This is a genomic window from Nocardia anocheti (genome assembly GCF_029675105.1).
Lineage (GTDB): Bacteria > Actinomycetota > Actinomycetes > Mycobacteriales > Mycobacteriaceae > Nocardia.
Genome location: NZ_JAQQFV010000009.1, coordinates 217224 through 233536 on the forward strand (window position 1 = coordinate 217224; position 16313 = coordinate 233536).

18 protein-coding genes are annotated in these 16313 nt (G+C 70.1%); 8 read left to right on the plus strand and 10 right to left on the minus strand.

Annotated elements, in window-relative coordinates; genetic code table 11:
• Nucleotides 1–6: 6 nt before the first annotated feature.
• Together QC180_RS23950 and sdhC are read right to left on the minus strand one after the other, a co-directional pair.
• Nucleotides 7–441: a succinate dehydrogenase hydrophobic membrane anchor subunit gene (locus QC180_RS23950; RefSeq protein ID WP_278265051.1), complete on the minus strand. Its 435-nt coding sequence runs from the start codon at nucleotides 439–441 to the stop codon at nucleotides 7–9.
• A 1-nt stretch (nucleotide 442) separates the two neighbouring features.
• Complete coding sequence (gene sdhC / locus QC180_RS23955) at nucleotides 443–847, minus strand: succinate dehydrogenase, cytochrome b556 subunit (protein ID WP_278265052.1); 405 nt, start codon at nucleotides 845–847, stop codon at nucleotides 443–445.
• A gap of 290 nt (nucleotides 848–1137) precedes the next feature.
• Between sdhC and QC180_RS23960 the strand changes: the two genes are divergently transcribed.
• The 3 genes from QC180_RS23960 to QC180_RS23970 all read left to right on the plus strand — a co-directional run bounded on the left by QC180_RS23960 (nucleotide 1138) and on the right by QC180_RS23970 (nucleotide 4154).
• A complete protein-coding gene (locus QC180_RS23960) occupies nucleotides 1138–1539 on the plus strand; it encodes a cytidine deaminase (protein WP_278265053.1) in 402 nt (133 codons plus the stop codon).
• A gap of 38 nt (nucleotides 1540–1577) precedes the next feature.
• Nucleotides 1578–2864 carry a thymidine phosphorylase gene (locus tag QC180_RS23965; protein WP_278265054.1) on the plus strand — a complete coding sequence of 429 codons (1287 nt, stop codon included), beginning with the start codon at nucleotides 1578–1580 and terminating at the stop codon, nucleotides 2862–2864.
• 192 nt (nucleotides 2865–3056) lie between these two features.
• Nucleotides 3057–4154, plus strand: coding sequence for an adenosine deaminase (locus QC180_RS23970; protein WP_278265055.1), 1098 nt, complete (start codon nucleotides 3057–3059; stop codon nucleotides 4152–4154).
• Between the two features lie 55 nt (nucleotides 4155–4209).
• Here the strand turns inward: QC180_RS23970 and QC180_RS23975 are convergent, their stop codons facing one another.
• The 5 genes from QC180_RS23975 to QC180_RS23995 are packed head-to-tail and all read right to left on the minus strand — an operon-like array spanning nucleotide 4210 to nucleotide 7643.
• Nucleotides 4210–5448 carry a primosomal protein gene (locus QC180_RS23975; RefSeq protein WP_278265056.1) on the minus strand — a complete coding sequence of 413 codons (1239 nt, stop codon included), beginning with the start codon at nucleotides 5446–5448 and terminating at the stop codon, nucleotides 4210–4212.
• Between the two features lie 20 nt (nucleotides 5449–5468).
• On the minus strand, nucleotides 5469–5822 hold the full coding sequence (locus QC180_RS23980; RefSeq protein ID WP_278265057.1) for a YbaB/EbfC family nucleoid-associated protein: 354 nt from the start codon (nucleotides 5820–5822) through the stop codon (nucleotides 5469–5471).
• Complete coding sequence (locus tag QC180_RS23985; RefSeq protein WP_278265058.1) at nucleotides 5819–6172, minus strand: hypothetical protein; 354 nt, start codon at nucleotides 6170–6172, stop codon at nucleotides 5819–5821. Before QC180_RS23985 ends, QC180_RS23980 begins: the two co-directional genes overlap by 4 nt.
• Nucleotides 6169–7317: a C40 family peptidase gene (locus QC180_RS23990; RefSeq protein WP_278265059.1), complete on the minus strand. Its 1149-nt coding sequence runs from the start codon at nucleotides 7315–7317 to the stop codon at nucleotides 6169–6171. Before QC180_RS23990 ends, QC180_RS23985 begins: the two co-directional genes overlap by 4 nt.
• Complete coding sequence (locus QC180_RS23995) at nucleotides 7314–7643, minus strand: hypothetical protein (protein WP_278265060.1); 330 nt, start codon at nucleotides 7641–7643, stop codon at nucleotides 7314–7316. The genes QC180_RS23990 and QC180_RS23995 overlap by 4 nt, the downstream gene beginning before the upstream one ends.
• 144 nt (nucleotides 7644–7787) lie before the next feature.
• Here QC180_RS23995 and upp point away from each other — a divergent pair, with 144 nt between their 5' ends.
• Nucleotides 7788–8411: a uracil phosphoribosyltransferase gene (gene upp / locus QC180_RS24000; protein ID WP_278265061.1), complete on the plus strand. Its 624-nt coding sequence runs from the start codon at nucleotides 7788–7790 to the stop codon at nucleotides 8409–8411.
• 28 nt (nucleotides 8412–8439) lie between these two features.
• On the opposite strand, the gene QC180_RS24005 is transcribed toward upp, so the two are convergent.
• The gene (locus tag QC180_RS24005) at nucleotides 8440–9942 is read right to left on the minus strand and encodes a phospho-sugar mutase (protein WP_278265062.1); all 1503 of its coding nucleotides are present in this window, start codon (nucleotides 9940–9942) and stop codon (nucleotides 8440–8442) included.
• Nucleotides 9943–10722, minus strand: coding sequence for a purine-nucleoside phosphorylase (locus QC180_RS24010; protein ID WP_278265063.1), 780 nt, complete (start codon nucleotides 10720–10722; stop codon nucleotides 9943–9945). It abuts the gene before it with no gap.
• A gap of 95 nt (nucleotides 10723–10817) precedes the next feature.
• Here QC180_RS24010 and QC180_RS24015 point away from each other — a divergent pair, with 95 nt between their 5' ends.
• The 3 genes from QC180_RS24015 to QC180_RS24025 all read left to right on the plus strand — a co-directional run bounded on the left by QC180_RS24015 (nucleotide 10818) and on the right by QC180_RS24025 (nucleotide 14060).
• A complete protein-coding gene (locus tag QC180_RS24015; RefSeq protein ID WP_278265064.1) occupies nucleotides 10818–11519 on the plus strand; it encodes an enoyl-CoA hydratase-related protein in 702 nt (233 codons plus the stop codon).
• Between the two features lie 49 nt (nucleotides 11520–11568).
• Nucleotides 11569–12771 (plus strand): M20 family metallopeptidase, encoded by a 1203-nt coding sequence (locus QC180_RS24020; protein ID WP_278265065.1) that lies wholly within the window; start codon nucleotides 11569–11571, stop codon nucleotides 12769–12771.
• A 125-nt stretch (nucleotides 12772–12896) separates the two neighbouring features.
• Complete coding sequence (locus QC180_RS24025; protein WP_278265187.1) at nucleotides 12897–14060, plus strand: M20 family metallopeptidase; 1164 nt, start codon at nucleotides 12897–12899, stop codon at nucleotides 14058–14060.
• A 4-nt stretch (nucleotides 14061–14064) separates the two neighbouring features.
• On the opposite strand, the gene QC180_RS24030 is transcribed toward QC180_RS24025, so the two are convergent.
• Complete coding sequence (locus QC180_RS24030; protein WP_278265066.1) at nucleotides 14065–14526, minus strand: gamma-glutamylcyclotransferase family protein; 462 nt, start codon at nucleotides 14524–14526, stop codon at nucleotides 14065–14067.
• A gap of 249 nt (nucleotides 14527–14775) precedes the next feature.
• Here QC180_RS24030 and QC180_RS24035 point away from each other — a divergent pair, with 249 nt between their 5' ends.
• Nucleotides 14776–16176 carry an NAD(P)H-quinone dehydrogenase gene (locus QC180_RS24035; RefSeq protein WP_278265067.1) on the plus strand — a complete coding sequence of 467 codons (1401 nt, stop codon included), beginning with the start codon at nucleotides 14776–14778 and terminating at the stop codon, nucleotides 16174–16176.
• Nucleotides 16177–16313: the final 137 nt, after the last annotated feature.

Below are 16313 nucleotides of genomic sequence, written 5' to 3' on the forward strand. Positions count from 1 at the left end.
CTGTTCCTAACCGGTGATGTTGGGGTCGAAGGTGAAGATGACGTAGGTGCCGACGCTCATCACCAGGATCATCGAGACCGCGAGGACGGTCTTGAGCCAGAACCGGGTGGAGTCCTTGCGGGAGTAGTCATCGATGACGGTCCGCAGACCGTTGCCGCCGTGCAGCTGGGCCAACCAGAGCATGGTCAGGTCCCAGAACTGCCAGAACGGGCTGGACCAGCGACCGGCGATGAACGCGAAGTTCAGCCGGTTCACGCCACCGTCGATCATCAGCATGATGAACATGTGGCCGATCACCAGCACGATCAGCAGCAGGCCGGAGAAGCGCATGAACAGCCACGCGTACTTCTCGAAGTTGCCGTTGGTCGTGCCCCGGGGGGAGCGGGGGGCGTCCAGGCTGGCCGGGCGGTCGTAGGACTTGCCGAGGACAGGTGCAGACATATCAGTGCTCCGTCAGCAGGTAGAAGAACTGGCGGCCGACGCCGGCGGCGGAGACCAGAACCCAGATGGTCAGCACGACCCACAGCATCTGCTTCTGGAAGCGCGGGCCCTGCGCCCAGAAGTCGACCAGGATCAGGCGGACGCCGTTGAGCGCGTGGTAGAGCACCGCGACGACGAGGCCCATCTCCATGAGGGCGACCAGCGGCGTCTTGTAGAGCTCGATCGCGTGGTCGTAGGTTTCGGGGCTGACCCGGACCAGCGCGGTGTCCAGCACATGGACGAAGAGGAAGAAGAACAGCATGACACCGGTGATCCGGTGCAGCGCCCACGACCACATGCCCGGGTCGCCGCGGTACAGCGTCTTGCGCTTCGGCTGGGCCGGAGCCGGAGCTTCTATCGTGCTCATAGAGTGCGGTGCCTCCAACGTCGTTGATGGACCCGGTCACAGATCCGACGCCGGCATGCGTGGAGAGGCAAATGCCCAGGTGGCTGCGCTGTGTTCTCGAGCGCTGGCCCGCCGCCGGGAACCTGAACCGATCTTCGGTGAACTCTAATCCTCTCTGTTTCGCGGAACTAATTCGGCGTGCCGCGCGTTGCGTGCGAAACGGCCGAGTTAGGTTTACCTTTCTCCTTGCCGGATACTGGTGCGCAGGCCCGTTCGTCGACGCGTTCGACGGGATCCGCTGGAGGTTCGTGATGCCCGAAATCGAGTGGAATACCTTGCATGACAAGGCAATTCAAGTTATGCGTCAGGCGTATGCGCCGTACTCGGGATTCCCCGTCGGCGCTGCTGCTCTCACCGCGGACGGGCGAATTGTGAGCGGATGCAATGTGGAAAATGTCTCATACGGACTAACGCTGTGTGCCGAATGTGTACTCGTCGGTAACTTATTTGCGACGGGTGGCGGCCGTCTCATCGCGGTGTCGGTGACCGATTCCCGGGGGGAAATCCTCATGCCGTGTGGGCGGTGTCGTCAGCTGCTGTTCGAGCACGGGGGCGCCGAGCTGCTCGTGGCGCACGGTGAGGGCCCGCTGACGCTGGGCGAGCTGCTGCCGTACGCCTTCGGACCCGACGATCTGGCGGCGGGACGGCGCTGAGTCCGGAATCCCGGTGGTGCCCGTGCCAGACTGGCCCGGTGACGGCACTCAACGCGGTTTCGGTCATCAGGAGCAAGCGCGACGGTGGGGAGCTCACCGACCAGCAGATCGACTGGGTGGTGGACGGGTTCACTCGGGGGATCGTGGCCGACGAGCAGATGTCGGCGCTGGCCATGGCGATTCTCTGGCGCGGGATGTCCCGGCGCGAGACGGCCCGGTGGACCGCGGCGATGATCGCCTCCGGCAGCCGGATGGACTTCACCGACCTGCCCCGACCCACCGTCGACAAGCATTCGACCGGCGGGGTCGGCGACAAGATCACCCTGCCGCTGGCCCCGCTGGTGGCGGCCTGCGGGGCGGCGGTGCCGCAGCTGTCCGGGCGCGGACTCGGGCACACCGGCGGCACGCTGGACAAACTCGAGGCGATCCCCGGCTGGCGCGCCGACGTCAGTGTGCCGAGGATGCGCGAGATCCTGGCCGACCCGGCGATCGGGGCGGTGGTCTGTGCGGCCGGTGCCGATCTGGCGCCCGCCGACAAGCGGCTCTACGCGCTGCGCGATGTCACCGGGACGGTCGAGTCGATCCCGCTCATCGCCAGCTCGATCATGAGCAAGAAGATCGCCGAGGGGACCGCGGCGCTGGTCCTCGATGTCAAGGTGGGTTGCGGGGCTTTTCTGAAGACCATCGAGGAGGCCAGGGAACTCGCCACCGCCATGGTCGAACTCGGCCGCGACGCCGGGACGCGCACGGTCGCGCTGCTCACCGCCATGGACACCCCGCTCGGGCGCACGGCGGGCAACGCGCTCGAAGTCGCCGAATCGGTCGAGGTGCTGGCCGGTGGCGGACCGGCCGACGTGGTCGAGCTGACGCTGACGCTCGCCCGCGAGATGGTCGAGCTGGCGGGGCTCGACGTGGACCCGGCCGACGTGCTGGCCGACGGCCGCGCCATGGATCACTGGCGGGCGATGGTCGCGGCCCAGGGCGGCGATCCGGACGCGCCGCTGCCGGTGGCCCGGCACACCGAGATCGTGCGGGCCGACGCGGACGGGGTGCTCACGCGCCTGGACGCGATGGGTGTCGGGCTGGCCGCGTGGCGGCTCGGCGCGGGTCGGGCCCGGCAGGGCGAGGCCGTGCAGGCGGGCGCCGGGATCGAGATGCACGCCAAGCCGGGGGACACCGTGCGCGCCGGTCAGCCGCTGCTCACCCTGCACACCGACACCCCCGACGCCTTCGCCGAGGCGCTGCGGTTGCTGGATGACACGGTCACGATCGAAACGAACCCGGACAGCAAACCTGGCGAGCTGGTTCTCGACCGCATCGGCTGACGCACACCGCTCGGCTGATCTCGCACGGAGGGGCTGTGCGCCCCACCGCTCGCCGCCGACGCGCTGCGCGTGCTCGACGGCACGACGGCGATCGAGGTCGACCCGGACGACAACCGGGCGCGCTGGTACTCGAGCGCATCGGGTAGCCGCGGATGCGTCGCGGGGAGGCGGACTCCCCGCTAACGTTTCCGTATGACTGGACCGATGCCCCTCGACCTCGCTTCGATCCGACAAGCACCGAAGGCCCTGCTGCACGATCACCTCGACGGTGGTCTGCGCCCGGCGACGGTGCTCGAGCTCGCCGCGGACTGCGGCTACGACCAGCTACCCGCCCACGACGCCGCGAGCCTGGGCGCCTGGTTCCGTGACGCCGCCGACAGCGGCTCGCTGGAGCGGTACCTGGAGACCTTCGCCCACACCGTCGCCGTGATGCAGACCCCGGAGGGGTTGCGCCGGGTGGCCAGGGAGTGCGCGATCGACCTGGCCGCCGACGGGGTGGTCTACGCGGAGGTGCGATTCGCACCCGAACAGCACCTGGAGAAGGGCCTCACGCTCGACGAGGTCGTCGAGCACACCCTCGCCGGTTTCCGCGAGGGCGAGGCGATCGCGGCCGAACAGGGCAATGCCATCCGGGTGACCTGTCTGCTCACCGCCATGCGGCACGCGGCCCGCTCGCGCGAGATCGCCGAGCTCACGGTGCGATTCCGGGACGCGGGCGTGGGCGGATTCGACATCGCGGGCGCCGAGGCCGGGTTCCCGCCCACCCGCCACCTCGACGCCTTCGAGTACCTGCGGGCCAACCACGCGCACTTCACGATCCACGCGGGCGAGGCGTTCGGGCTGCCCTCGATCCACGAGGCGCTGGCCTTCTGCGGCTGTGACCGCCTCGGGCACGGAGTCCGCATCACCGACGACATCAGCGTCCCCGGCGCCGTCGAGGACGCGCGGCTGGGACTGGTCGCGAACTACGTGCGCGACATGCGGGTGCCGCTGGAGTTGTGTCCGTCGTCGAATGTGCAGACCGGGGCGGTGCCCTCGCTGGACAAGCATCCCTTCGACCTGCTGGCCCGGCTGCGGTTCCGCGTCACCGTCAACACCGACAACCGGCTGATGAGCGACACCACCATGAGCCAGGAGATGCTTAAGCTGGTCGATACCTTCGGCTACGGCTGGAGCGATCTGGAGCGCTTCACCATCAACGCCATGAAGTCGGCGTTCATCCCGTTCCCGGACCGGTTGAAGATCATCGACGAGGTGATCAAGCCCGGGTACGCCGTGCTGCTCGGCTGAGAACGCGACCAGGGACGGTGCCGGATCGGCACCGCCCCTGGTGGTTCGTCGGGTCCTACTCGCTGACCAGGCGAGTCTCGAAGACGCGCAGCAGATCGCGGAAGGACTGGGCCTCGCTGGCGAACGGCGGGTTCGGCGCCATCCGGTTCGGGTCCGGGTTGAGCAGGTAGGAGACGTACCAGCCCAGCGGGTTCGACGCGGCCAGCGCCTGTTCGACGGAGTCGTCACCGGCGTAGTCGGCCGCGTCGGTGATGAGCTCCACGGCGAGGTCGAGCTGTTCGATGTCGACCGCCTCGGGGCCCTCGGCCAGGTCCTCGACCAGACCGGTGAGCACGTAGACGTTCTCGTCGGTCACCTCGATTTCGAGCGACCCGTCGACCGCGGCGGTCTGCACCTCGGCGAAGGTGGAGACCCGGGCCAGCTCGTGCTCGTGATCGTCGGCCAGGTAGCGGGCCAGCGCGCGCTCGGAGCCGAAGACGGTGATCGAGCGGCCGTCGCCGAGGAAGATCGGCTCGTCGTCGAGGTAGCAGCGCAGGGTGTAGTGCTCGCCGTCGGAGTTGACGATCTTGACCGGGTCGATGCCGACCTCGTGCCAGAACGACTCGTCCTCGTCTTCGTCGTCGGCGGTGAGGTCGACGGCCTCGAACTCCTCGTCCTCCTCGGCGACATCGTCGGCGTCGACCTCGTTCTCCTCGGCGGCCAACAGCTCCGCCTCGGCGACGGCGACCGCGGCCGCGTCGACCTCGGGGGTGGTGACCACGCCGTCGATCGCGTCGAGCACGTCGTCCCAGCCCTTGACGATGGCGGCGCCGAGCTGATCCCACAGCTCCTCGCCGTCGCGGCCCGCGTAGGTGTGCACGCCCCCGGCCAGGGTCTCGAGCACCGGGTTGTCACCGAAGAACTTGGTGACCACGTCGAGCTCGCACACCTCGCCGATATTGCGCACCATCGCCAGGGTGTCCTCGAGCTCGCCGACGACCTCGACGTCCGGATCGCCCGCGGCCAGCTCGGGCACGGCCACCAGATCGAAGCTGAAGTTCTCCTCCGGCTCCAGTTCGGCCGCCGAGAGCCCGGCGATCACCGCCCACGACGGATGCTCGACGAGGTCGTTGTCGGAGTTGGTGCGGATGAACGCCGCCAGCTCCGCCACCGACTCGAAACCGTAGAGGTCGTCCTCGTGACCGAGGAACGCCTCCCACTCGTCGTCACCGTCGCGCCAGCGCGGAGCCCACAGGGTGACGAGATCGCCATCGGTCAGACCGAGCTCGATCGGGACGATGTCTCCAGAAGCCATGACGCGAAGCCTATCGAGCTTCAGCGCTGGGCACTATCCGGCCCGGGTGCTAATTGCTGCGCGGGCTGCGCGGCGCCTCCGGTGAGCGATTCGTTCAGTGTCGCAATGATGTTGGAACGCTCGGCACCGGCGGTCTCGGTGGCCTGCTTGCAGGCCGACAGGATCAGCTGCGCGGCCTCGGTGGGGGCCAGCGCGGTGATGCCCTCGTCCAGCGACAACGCGACCAGCGCGCCGTCGCTGTTCACCTCGGCGGTCACCAGCCCGTCCTCGGTGGTGAAACGCCCGTTGACCTGCTTGAGGCCGTACAGCGCGGCCTCGAGCGCCTCGAGTTTTCCGGTGACCCCGGCGACCAGGGCGTCCATTTCCGCGCTCACAGCGGCCTCATCCAACTCGTCTGGCCGGTGTCGGCGTCGTCGATGCGGTCGAGTTCCTCGACCGCCTGACGCCTGGTCGGCAGGTTCATCTTGTCCAGCAGCTGATCGGGGATACCGGCCTGCTCGCTGTAGACCTCGCGCAGGCGCGCGGCGGCGGCGATGGTCGAGCGCTTGGTCAGGCGCAGGATCTCATCGGCCAGCGCCTGCGCGCCGTACTGGTACTCGCTGCGCTCGAACTTGATCGCGATCGGCAGGCCCATGCTGGTCGCGCGGACCGAGATGGTGCCCGACCGGTTGCTGCTGACCGCGGTCTCCACATTGGGGACCTCGGGCATCGGCGCGCCGGTCATTCGGTCGGCCTGTAGAAGCCGTAGAACTCCATACCACTGTTCTCCGTTCGGATGGAACTGATCGAGACCGGGTCGCCCGCCTCGACGAGCTGCCCGTTGCCGACGACCATGGCGACGTGGCCGTCCCACACGGCGAGGTCGCCCGGTTGCAGGTCACCGGGGGAAACCTGGGGGTGTCCGATGTGCTGTTCCTGGGCCAGGCGGGGCAGTTCGACGCCCGCCTCGCCGTAGGCGTACTTGGTGAGACCACTGCAGTCGATGCCGGAGTTCGGATCGTTGCCGCCCCAGACATACGGGGTGCCGCAGGCGCTGATGGCCGAGCGGACCGCGGTGGCGGCCTTCTCGTTGGGCGCCTCGACCACGCTGCCGTCGGGCAGGGTGATCTTGACGCCGGTACCGTCGCCCGCCGAACCGGTGGTGGTGCCGGGCGTGGTCGTGGTCTTGGAACCGTTGGTGGTGGTGCCCTGGGTGGTGGTCTTCGAGCCGTTGGTGGTCGAGGAGGAGCTCATCACTGACGACAGCGACGAACCGACCGTGCTGAGCAGCGAACCGCCGGTGCTGGCCGCAGTGGACAGCAGGCTCGAGCTCGCCGTGGACGCGAGGTTGGTCGCGCCGCTGGACACGCTCGCCAGCGAGGTGCTCGACGGGGCCGGGGTGAGTTCCTGGATGGCGGCGGTCTGGGTGCCCAGCTCGTCCTGCACCCGGCCGACGACGCCGAGGCCCTGGCCGATGTGGTCGATCGCCGAACTCACCACCGCGGCCAGGCCGACCGGGGTGCCCAGGGTGGGGCTGAGCGCGGAGACGTCGGTGAGGAAGGACTGGACGATGGTGTCGAGTTCCTTCTGGCCGGTCTGCACGTAGGCGGCGGCCTGGTCGAGCACGGTCGCCATGCCGGTGCCGTTGTCGGACAGGTTGGCCGAGGAGTTCTGCACCCGCAGCGCCTTGGCGGTGGCCGCGTCGACGGCCTGACCGTCCCAGGCGGTGTTCACGTTGTTGATGCTGTTGCGACCGAGCTGATAGATCTGGTCGAGATTGGTGGAGGTCGCGCGCAGGCCGTCGGAGGCGCCGCCGTTGCCCAGGACACCGGTGCCGAAGCTCGACAGCAGGTCGGCCAGCGGCTGGGCCAGGCCGGAGAGATCGATCATGCGCCCGCACCCAGATCGCCCGCGGCCGCGGTGAGCGGAGCGGCGTTGTTGAGGTCGGTGTCGACGAGGGTGGTGGCCGCGCTGGCGGTGGCCGCGCCCATGCTCGCCATGACCGCCGACAGCTGGGCGATCGAGGCGACGTGGCCCGCGTGCGCCGCGGAGTAGGCGGTCACGAAATCACCGCCGATCAGGCCCATGATCGGGCCGAGCAGGGTGGGATCGGAGGCCACCGCACCGGCCGCCGCCGTCGCCAGTTCCGTGGACATCGTTCCGGCTTGTGCGCTGTAGGCGACGATGCCCTCGGCATCGGCCGACATCTTCCGCATCGAACTTCCCCCAATCCTCGAGTTTCCGGGCAGAGTACGTCATTCATCAGTTTGGACGCGCCGACGCCGCATTCGGTTCCCTCGGACCCGAAAATTTTCCCCAGCGGCCGCACCGGCAACGCCTGGCGACCCTATCGTTTTTTCATGCGCACCGACACTGTCGACCATCCCCTCGCCGCGACGCTGCTCAGCACCATGCGCGACGCGCGCACCGACAACGCCACCTTCCGCAATGCTCTGGGCGATCTCACCGGCATCCTGATGTACGAGGCGCTGCGCGACGCGCCCGTGCTGCGCGAGCCCATCGACACGCCGGTCGCGGTGACCGAGGGGGTGCGCCTGGCCGCCCCGCCGCTGCTGGTGCCGGTGCTGCGCGCGGGCCTTGGCATGGTCTACGCGGCCGCCGATCTGGTGCCGCAGGCCCGGGTCGGGTTCGTGGGCATCGCCCGCGACGAGCGGACCCATCAGCCGGTGCCCTACCTGGAATCGCTGCCCGAGGACCTGACCGACCTGCCCGTGTTCGTCCTGGACCCGATGCTGGCCACCGGCGGCTCCATGCGCCACACCCTCGAACTCCTGGTCGCCCGCGGCGCCACCGACATCACCGCCGTCTGCGTGGTCGCCGCACCCGAAGGCATTGCCGCCCTGGCCGACTCGGGCCTGCCGGTGCGTCTGGTCACCGCCGCCGTCGACGAGAGACTCAACGAGAACGCCTATATCGTCCCCGGTCTCGGCGACGCGGGCGACCGTCAATTCGGCCCCCGCTGACCCGGCGTCCGTACCGCCTCGCCCGTCCCTATCCGTTCGCCAAGGTCAGGCAGAACGCGTCGAGTTCGGCGAGGCGCCGCGCGGCACGGTCTCTCGCTCCAGGCAGGGCGGCGCGGTCGGGGACCGGGGTGAAGACCTCCAGGTAGCACTTGAGTTTGGGTTCGGTGCCCGAGGGGCGGACGACGAGGCGGAAGTCGTCGGCCTCGAAGATCAGCGCGTCGGTGCGCATGCGGCCGCGGATCTGGGCCTGGTCGGTGAATTTCACCGGGGTGCCCGCGATCTCGCTGGGTGGGGTGGCGCGCAGGGCGGCGGTGAGGGCGGTCGCGGTGGCCTGGTCGGGCAGGCGCAGGGAGACCTGGCCGCCGGTGTGCAGGCCGAATTCCACGGCGTAGGAGTCGAGTTCGTCGAGCAGCGAGCCTTCCTCGGCGGTGAGCAGCGCGACCAGGTCGGCGGCGGCGACGGCGGCGGAGATGCCGTCCTTGTCGCGGACCGTCGACGGGTCGACGCAGTGACCGATCGCCTCCTCGTAGGCGTACACCAGCCCTTCGCCCGCCCTGGCCAGCCATTTGAAGCCGGTCAGCGTCTCGGCGTAGCGGGCCGAGCGGGCCGCCGCCAGCTTGCTCAGCATCCGCGAGGACACCAGCGTGGTGGCCACCAGCGGGTCGGCGGGCCGGGTGCGCAGGACGTAGTCGGCCAGCAGCACGCCGGTCTCGTCGCCGCGCAGCATGCGCCAGCCGTCGGGGCCGGGGACGCCCAGCGCGCAGCGGTCGGCGTCGGGGTCGAGGGCGATGGCCAGATCGGCGTCGACGCGGGCGGCCAGCGCGAGCAGCAGGTCGGCGGCGCCGGGCTCCTCGGGATTGGGGAAGGCGACGGTGGGGAAGTCGGGGTCGGGCGCGTACTGCTCGTCGACCACGTGCACATCGGTGAACCCGGCCGCGGCCAGCGCGCGCACCGCGAGTTCGCCGCCGACACCGTGCAGCGCGGTGAGCGCGATCCGCACGTCGGCGCGCTCACCCGGGCCGCCGAGCAGTCGGGGCAGCGCGGCGACGCGGGCCAGGTAGCGGTCGACCAGCTCGGCACCGGACACCGCGACGGGCTCCCGGGCGATCGGCCCGGTGACCTGCTCGATGCACCGCTCGATCTCGGCGTCGGCGGGGGCGATGAGCTGGGAACCACCGTCGAGGTAGACCTTGTAGCCGTTGTCGGCGGGCGGATTGTGCGAGGCGGTGATCTGCACGCCCGCCACCGCGCCGAGCTCGCGGACCGCGAAGGCCACCACCGGGGTGGGGACCGGTTCGGGCAGCAGCGTCACCGGAAAGCCCGCGGCGGCGAAGATCTCGGCGGTGGCCGTGGCGAAGTCGGCCGAGCCGTGCCTGGCATCGCGCCCGACCACCACCGCGCCGCCACCCAGGCAGCGCTCCCGCAGCCAGGCGGCCAGTCCGGCGGTGGCGCGCGAGACCGTGTCCACGTTCATGCCGTCCGGACCCTCACGCAGCGGACCGCGCAGGCCCGCCGTCCCGAACCGCAGCATCTACACCCGCTCCAGGATTCCGCGCAGCAGCTTGCCCAGCCGAGGCGCGGCGGCCTGGCCCTCGGCCAGCACCTCGGCGTGGGAGAGGTGCTCGCCGGTGACGCCCGCCGCCAGATTGGTGACCAGCGAGATACCCAGCACCCGAGCCCCGCGCGAGCGCGCCTCGATCGCCTCGAGCACCGTCGACATGCCGACCAGATCGGCGCCGACGGTGGCCAGCATGCGGATCTCGGCGGGCGTCTCGTACTGCGGGCCGGTGAGTCCGGCGTAGACGCCGTCGGTGAGGCTCGGGTCGAGTTCCCTGGCCAGCGCGCGCAGCTCGGGGTCCCAGGCGTCGACCAGGTCGACGAAGCGCGCGCCCTCCAGCGGGGTGCGCGCGGTGAGGTTGAGGTGATCGGCGATGAGCACCGGTTCGCCCACCCGCAGACCGGGCCTGATCCCGCCCGCGGCATTGGTGAGCAGCACAATCTCGGCGCCCGCGGCGATCGCGGAGGTCACCGGGTGGACCACCTGCTGGGGTGTGTAGCCCTCGTAGAGGTGCTGGCGGCCCATCAGCAGCAGCACGTCGGTGTCGTCGACCTGGATCGAATGGACCATGCCGCCGTGGCCCTGCGCGCTGGGCTTGCCGAAACCCGGTAACTCCGGCATGGCGATCGAGGCGCGCGGCGAGCCGATCTCGGCCGCCGCCTCCTGCCACCCCGATCCCAGCACCACGGCCACGCGATGACGCGGCACTCCCGTACGTTCGGCGATCGCCTGAGCGGCCTGTTCGGCAAGCATGGGGGAAGTCTATGGGCGGGCGGCGCGCCCTGTCGCCCCCGCGCTTGCTACCCGCGAGTAAGGGGTGGCTGCCAGCGGCGTTTATTCTTCCCTGCATGCCGTATTTGGAGCGCTCTGGTGATGTGTTCGTCCTGTACCTCGGGAACGAGGGGGAGACCGACAACGAGAACCGTTTCTCGCCGGGCTGGATCGACGCCTTCCACGCCGCCCTCGACGAGGTCGAGGCGTCCGAGGGCCCGGCCGCCCTGGTGACGGTGGCGACCGGCAAGTTCTACAGCAACGGCCTCGACACCGACTGGGTCTTCGGCAACCTGGACAAGATCCACGGCTACCTCGACCGGGTGCACACCCTCTACACCCGCCTGCTGACCTTCCCGATGCCGACCGTCGCCGCCATCAACGGCCACGCCTTCGGCGCCGGTGCCATGCTGGCCAGCTCGCACGACTTCCGGGTGATGCGCGGGGACCGCGGCTTCTGGTCGCTGCCCGAGGTGCACCTGGGCATGCCCTTCACCGTCGGCATGAACGGCCTGCTCAAGGGCCGTCTGAGCAACCAGGTGTGTGTGCGGGCGATGACCACCGGTCACCGTTTCGCCGCCGACGAGGCGATCGCCGCGGGCATCGTCGACGCCAAGGCCGAGGCCGAGCAGGTGCTGTCCACCGCGATCGCCCAGGCCGCCGCGCTGACCAGCCTGCGCAAGCCGATCACCCCGATCATCAAGACCGATCTGCACGCCGAGGCCCTGGCCGCGCTGGCCACCCCGGTCACCCCGGAGAACCTGCCCTTCGGCAACTGAGCGCCTCGCCGGTGCGCCCGGAACCAGCACTGATGCGAGACTGGTTGGTATGGCACCCTCGCGCACCGGCGAATTCTCGGCCACCGCGGCCGATACCGCGATCCGCGCGGCCTCCGACGAGCTGATCGCGCTCTCGCACGCGATCCACGCCGAACCGGAGCTGGCCTTCGCCGAGACCCGCAGCGTCGCCAAGATCCTCGAGCCGCTGACCGCGCGGGGTTTCGCCGTCACCACCGGCGTGGCCGGGCTGCCGACCGCGTTCCGCGCCGTCTACGGCAGCGGCCCGCTCACCGTCGGCCTCTGCGCCGAATACGACGCGCTGCCCGAGATCGGGCACGCCTGCGGGCACAACATCATCGCCGCGACCGCCGTCGGCGCCGCGCTCGGGCTCGCCGAGGTCGCCGACCAGCTCGGTCTCACCGTCGTCGTGCTCGGCACCCCGGCCGAGGAGAGCGGCGGCGGCAAGGTGCTCATGCTGGAGGCGGGCGCCTTCGACGACATCGCCATGGCCTTGATGGTGCATCCCGGGCCCAGCGACATCGTCGGCGCGCGGTCGCTGGCCCTGGCCGATCTGGCCATCACCTTCCACGGCCGCGAAGCGCACGCCAGCGCCGCGCCCGAACTGGGCCGCAACGCGGGCGACGCGGTGACGCTGACGCAGGTCGCGCTGGGTCTGCTGCGCCAGCACCTGCGTCCCGGTCAGCAGGTGCACGGTATAGTCGCCGACGGTGGCGTAGCCCCCAACATCGTGCCCGGACGGGCGGAACTGCTCTACTACCTCCGCGCGACCGACGCCGCTTCCCTCGACGACCTGATGCGCCGGGCGAAGGCGTGCTTCGAGGCGGGCGCCCTGGCCACCGGCTGCACCCACGACATACGGACGCTCGCGCCCACCTACACCGAGCTCACCCCCGACCCGGCCCTGTCGCAGCTGTATCGCGCGCGGATCACCGAGCTGGGGCGGGCGCCGATCGCGCCCGAACTCGAGGTGCTGCGGCCGCTCGGGAGCACCGACATGGGCAACGTCACCAATGTCATCCCCGGTATCCACCCGGTGATCGGCATCGACGCGGGCGGCGCGGTGACCCATCAGCCGGAGTTCGCCGCCGCCGCGGTGAACGCCTCGGCCGACCGCGCGGTGCTCGACGGCGCGCTCGCACTGGCGCGTACCGCTGTCGCGGCGGCACGCGATGAAGTACACAGGGACAGGTTGTTGCACACTCTGGTCGAACGACAGGAGGACATTCGGTGAGCATCTCCGGCCATCCGGGCACCACCCACGCCGAGGCGGACGCGGTGCCGCTCGGCGTCACCCCCGCCGCGGCGACGCGCGCGAACGCGGTGGTCCCGACCGTGCCGGACGCCGAACTAGACGGGATGCCGGGAACCGAGATAGTCGACGCGTGGCTGGCCGAACACACCGGTGACCTGGTGCAATGGCGCAGACACATCCACGCCAACCCCGAACTGTCGCGCGCGGAGTTCGCCACGACCGAGTTCGTCGCCGGTTGGCTCGGCAAGGCGGGCCTGACCTGGCGGACGCTGCCCGGCGGCACCGGTCTGCTCTGCGATCTGGGCCCCACCGACGCCCCGCGTATCGCGCTGCGCGCCGACATGGACGCGCTGCCGATGCAGGAGTTCACCGGCCTGACCTTCGCCTCCACCGTGCCCGGCGTCTCGCACGCCTGCGGTCACGACGCGCACACCACCGTGCTGCTGGGCACCGCGCTGGCGCTGGCCGAAGCCGAGGCGTACCTGCCGGTCGGCGTGCGGTTGGTGTTCCAGCCCGCCGAGGAGGTCATGCCCGGCGGCGCGCTCGACGTGGTCGCCGCGGGCGGCATGGAGGGCGTCGACCGGATCTTCGCGCTGCACTGCGATCCCCGGCTCGAAGTCGGCAAGGTGGGTTTACGGACCGGCGCGATCACCTCGGCCGCCGACACCGTCGAACTGGTGCTGGACTCGCCCGGCGGGCACACCTCGCGCCCGCATCTGACCAGCGATCTGGTCTATGCCATCGGCACGGTCATCACCGGGCTGCCGGGGCTGCTGAGCCGCCGTGTCGACCCGAGGACCAGCACGATCATGGTGTGGGGCGCGGTGAGCGCGGGCAAGGCGCCCAACGCGATTCCGCAGACCGGCATGCTCACCGGCACCGTCCGCACCGGTGACCACGCCACCTGGCTGCTGCTCGAACCGCTGGTCCGCGAGATCATCGACGGCCTGCTGGCCCCCACCGGCGTGCGCTACCAGCTCAACTACAAGCGCGGCGTGCCGCCGGTGGTCAACGACCCCACCTCGGCGCTGATGTTCGAGAACGCCGTCCTGGCGCTGGGCCCCGACGCGCTGGCCGACACCCCGCAGTCCGGCGGCGGCGAGGACTTCTCCTGGTACCTGGAGGAAGCCCCGGGCGCCATGGGTCGGCTGGGCGTGTGGTCGGGCACCGGCGAGCAGCTCGACCTGCACCAGCCGACCTTCGACATCGACGAGCGCGCCCTGGCGGTGGGCGTCAGGACGCTGACCAACATCGTCCTGCAGGCCTAGGCGCTTACGCCCCCGGGCCCACGTTCTTGCTGTTGCGGGTGCGCAGCGCGTGGACGTAGTCCTCGGGGGCGCCCGCCTTTTCGGCCGCGTCGGCGATCACGCCGAGGTAGCGGGCCGAGGGCAGGCCGCCCTCGTAGGCGTCGAGGACGTAGAGCCAGGCCAGCCGCGATTCGCCCTGGGTGCCGGTGACGCGGATCCGGATCTTCTTGTGGATGCCGAAGTCCGAGCCCTCCCAGCGGTCCAGGCTCTCCTCGTCCTCGGGAGAGACGTCGTAGAGCACGACGAACACCCGGGAGCCCGGATCCTCGACCACGGTGGCCAACGGCCCTTCCCAGCCGATGTCGTCACCGGCGAAGGTCAGGCGCCAACCTTCCAGCCACCCGGTCCCGGACATGGGCGAATGCGGGCAGCGCTCCAGCATCTGCGTCGAGTCCATGTTGGACCCGTAAGCGGCATAGATCGGCACCTGACGAACTGTAGCCAATAACAGCAGCGGAATCCCCGTCTCCCACCCAGATCGGCTGACGGTCACATTCGCCGAACACGCCGAACTTGTTCACCGAGCCGACGCGATTCCGACACAGCGCACCTGAAAGGATGGACATCGACACCCCAGGGTGACCCCGACAAGGGCGAGCCCGACGAGCCTTCGCGGCCCCTAGGGGGTCGCGACCCCGCGGCGCCCGCGCCGCCAATAGACACAGGAGCGTGGACTGTGGCCAGGATTGCGATCATCGGTGGCGGACCCGCGGGATACGAGGCGGCGCTGGTGGCCGCGCAGCACGGGGCCACGGTGACCCTGGTCGACGCCGACGGCATCGGTGGCGCCTGTGTGCTGTGGGATTGCGTGCCGTCCAAGACCTTCATCGCCTCGACCGGGCTGCGCACCGATCTGCGTCGCGCCCGCGATCTGGGCATCACCATCGACGCCAGCCAGGCGCAGGTGCATCTGCCCGAGGTCAACGGGCGCGTCAAGGCGCTCGCGCTGGCCCAGTCCTCCGACATCCGCGCCAAGTTGCAGGCCGCGGGCGTGCGGCTGCTCGCGGGTCGCGGCGAATTGACCGGGCCCGCCGCCGGTTCGGCGCACCTGGTGCGCGCCACGCTGGCCGACGGCAGCACCGAGGAGTTCGAGGCCGAGGTGGTACTCATCGCCACCGGCGCCAGCCCGCGCGTGCTGCCCGGCGCCGAACCCGACGGCGAGCGCATCCTGAACTGGCGCCAGCTCTACGACCTGAGCGAGCTGCCCGAGACCCTGGTGGTGGTCGGTTCCGGTGTCACCGGCGCCGAATTCGTCTCCGCCTACACCGAGATGGGCGTGCGGGTGAAGCTGGTCTCGAGCCGCGACCGCGTGCTGCCCGGCGAGGACGCCGACGCCGCCCTGGTGCTCGAGGAAGCCCTGGCCGAGCGCGGTGTCGAGCTGGTCAAGCACGCGCGCGCCGACGCGGTGGAGCGCACCGCCGAGGGCATCGTGGTGAAGCTGTCGGACGGGCGCACCGTCACCGGTTCGCACGCGCTGATGACCGTCGGCTCCACCCCGAACACCGACGCGCTGGGCTTGGACCGGGTCGGCATCGAACTCGATCGCGGCGGATACCTTCGCGTCGACCGGGTTTCGCGCACCTCCGTGCCCGGCGTCTACGCCGCGGGCGACTGCACCGGCCTGCTGCCGCTGGCCTCGGTGGCGGCCATGCAGGGCCGCATCGCGATGTATCACGCGCTGGGCGAGGGCGTGAGCCCGATCCGGCTCAAGACGGTGGCCTCGGCGGTGTTCACCCGGCCCGAGATCGCGACGGTCGGCGTCAGCCAGACCGCCATCGACAACGGCGAGGTGCCCGCGCGCACGGTGATGCTGCCGCTGAACACCAATCCGCGCGCGAAGATGTCGGGGCTGCGGCGCGGCTTCGTCAAGATCTTCTGCCGCCCGGCGACCGGCGTGGTGATCGGTGGTGTGGTGGTCGCGCCGATCGCCTCGGAACTGATCCTGCCGATCGCGTTGGCGGTGCAGAACAACCTCACCGTCACCGATCTGGCGCAGACCTTCTCGGTGTATCCGTCGCTGACCGGTTCGGTCACCGAGGCGGGTCGTCTGCTCATGCGTCACGACGACCTGGACTGAGCCGACCAGCCGGAATGTGAGACGTATCACTGACTCGCCGGGTTTCGAATTGTCTTGTTCGACAAGGTTCCTCGTCGGCTCGAATCGCTGTGTCGGGAAAGCTACTGCCGCGTTGCCTGTCCCGCGCTCATGTGGTT

Excerpts from the sequence above, each read along its gene's own strand:
- QC180_RS23950 (WP_278265051.1), bottom strand. The coding sequence starts at position 441 with ATGTCTGCACCTGTCCTCGGCAAGTCCTACGACCGCCCGGCCAGCCTG.
- sdhC (WP_278265052.1), bottom strand. The coding sequence starts at position 847 with ATGAGCACGATAGAAGCTCCGGCTCCGGCCCAGCCGAAGCGCAAGACG.
- QC180_RS23960 (WP_278265053.1), top strand. The coding sequence starts at position 1,138 with ATGCCCGAAATCGAGTGGAATACCTTGCATGACAAGGCAATTCAAGTT.
- QC180_RS23970 (WP_278265055.1), top strand. The coding sequence starts at position 3,057 with ATGACTGGACCGATGCCCCTCGACCTCGCTTCGATCCGACAAGCACCG.
- QC180_RS23975 (WP_278265056.1), bottom strand. The coding sequence starts at position 5,448 with ATGGCTTCTGGAGACATCGTCCCGATCGAGCTCGGTCTGACCGATGGC.
- QC180_RS23985 (WP_278265058.1), bottom strand. The coding sequence starts at position 6,172 with ATGACCGGCGCGCCGATGCCCGAGGTCCCCAATGTGGAGACCGCGGTC.
- QC180_RS23990 (WP_278265059.1), bottom strand. The coding sequence starts at position 7,317 with ATGATCGATCTCTCCGGCCTGGCCCAGCCGCTGGCCGACCTGCTGTCG.
- QC180_RS23995 (WP_278265060.1), bottom strand. The coding sequence starts at position 7,643 with ATGCGGAAGATGTCGGCCGATGCCGAGGGCATCGTCGCCTACAGCGCA.
- upp (WP_278265061.1), top strand. The coding sequence starts at position 7,788 with ATGCGCACCGACACTGTCGACCATCCCCTCGCCGCGACGCTGCTCAGC.
- QC180_RS24005 (WP_278265062.1), bottom strand. The coding sequence starts at position 9,942 with ATGCTGCGGTTCGGGACGGCGGGCCTGCGCGGTCCGCTGCGTGAGGGT.
- QC180_RS24010 (WP_278265063.1), bottom strand. The coding sequence starts at position 10,722 with ATGCTTGCCGAACAGGCCGCTCAGGCGATCGCCGAACGTACGGGAGTG.
- QC180_RS24015 (WP_278265064.1), top strand. The coding sequence starts at position 10,818 with ATGCCGTATTTGGAGCGCTCTGGTGATGTGTTCGTCCTGTACCTCGGG.
- QC180_RS24020 (WP_278265065.1), top strand. The coding sequence starts at position 11,569 with ATGGCACCCTCGCGCACCGGCGAATTCTCGGCCACCGCGGCCGATACC.
- QC180_RS24025 (WP_278265187.1), top strand. The coding sequence starts at position 12,897 with ATGCCGGGAACCGAGATAGTCGACGCGTGGCTGGCCGAACACACCGGT.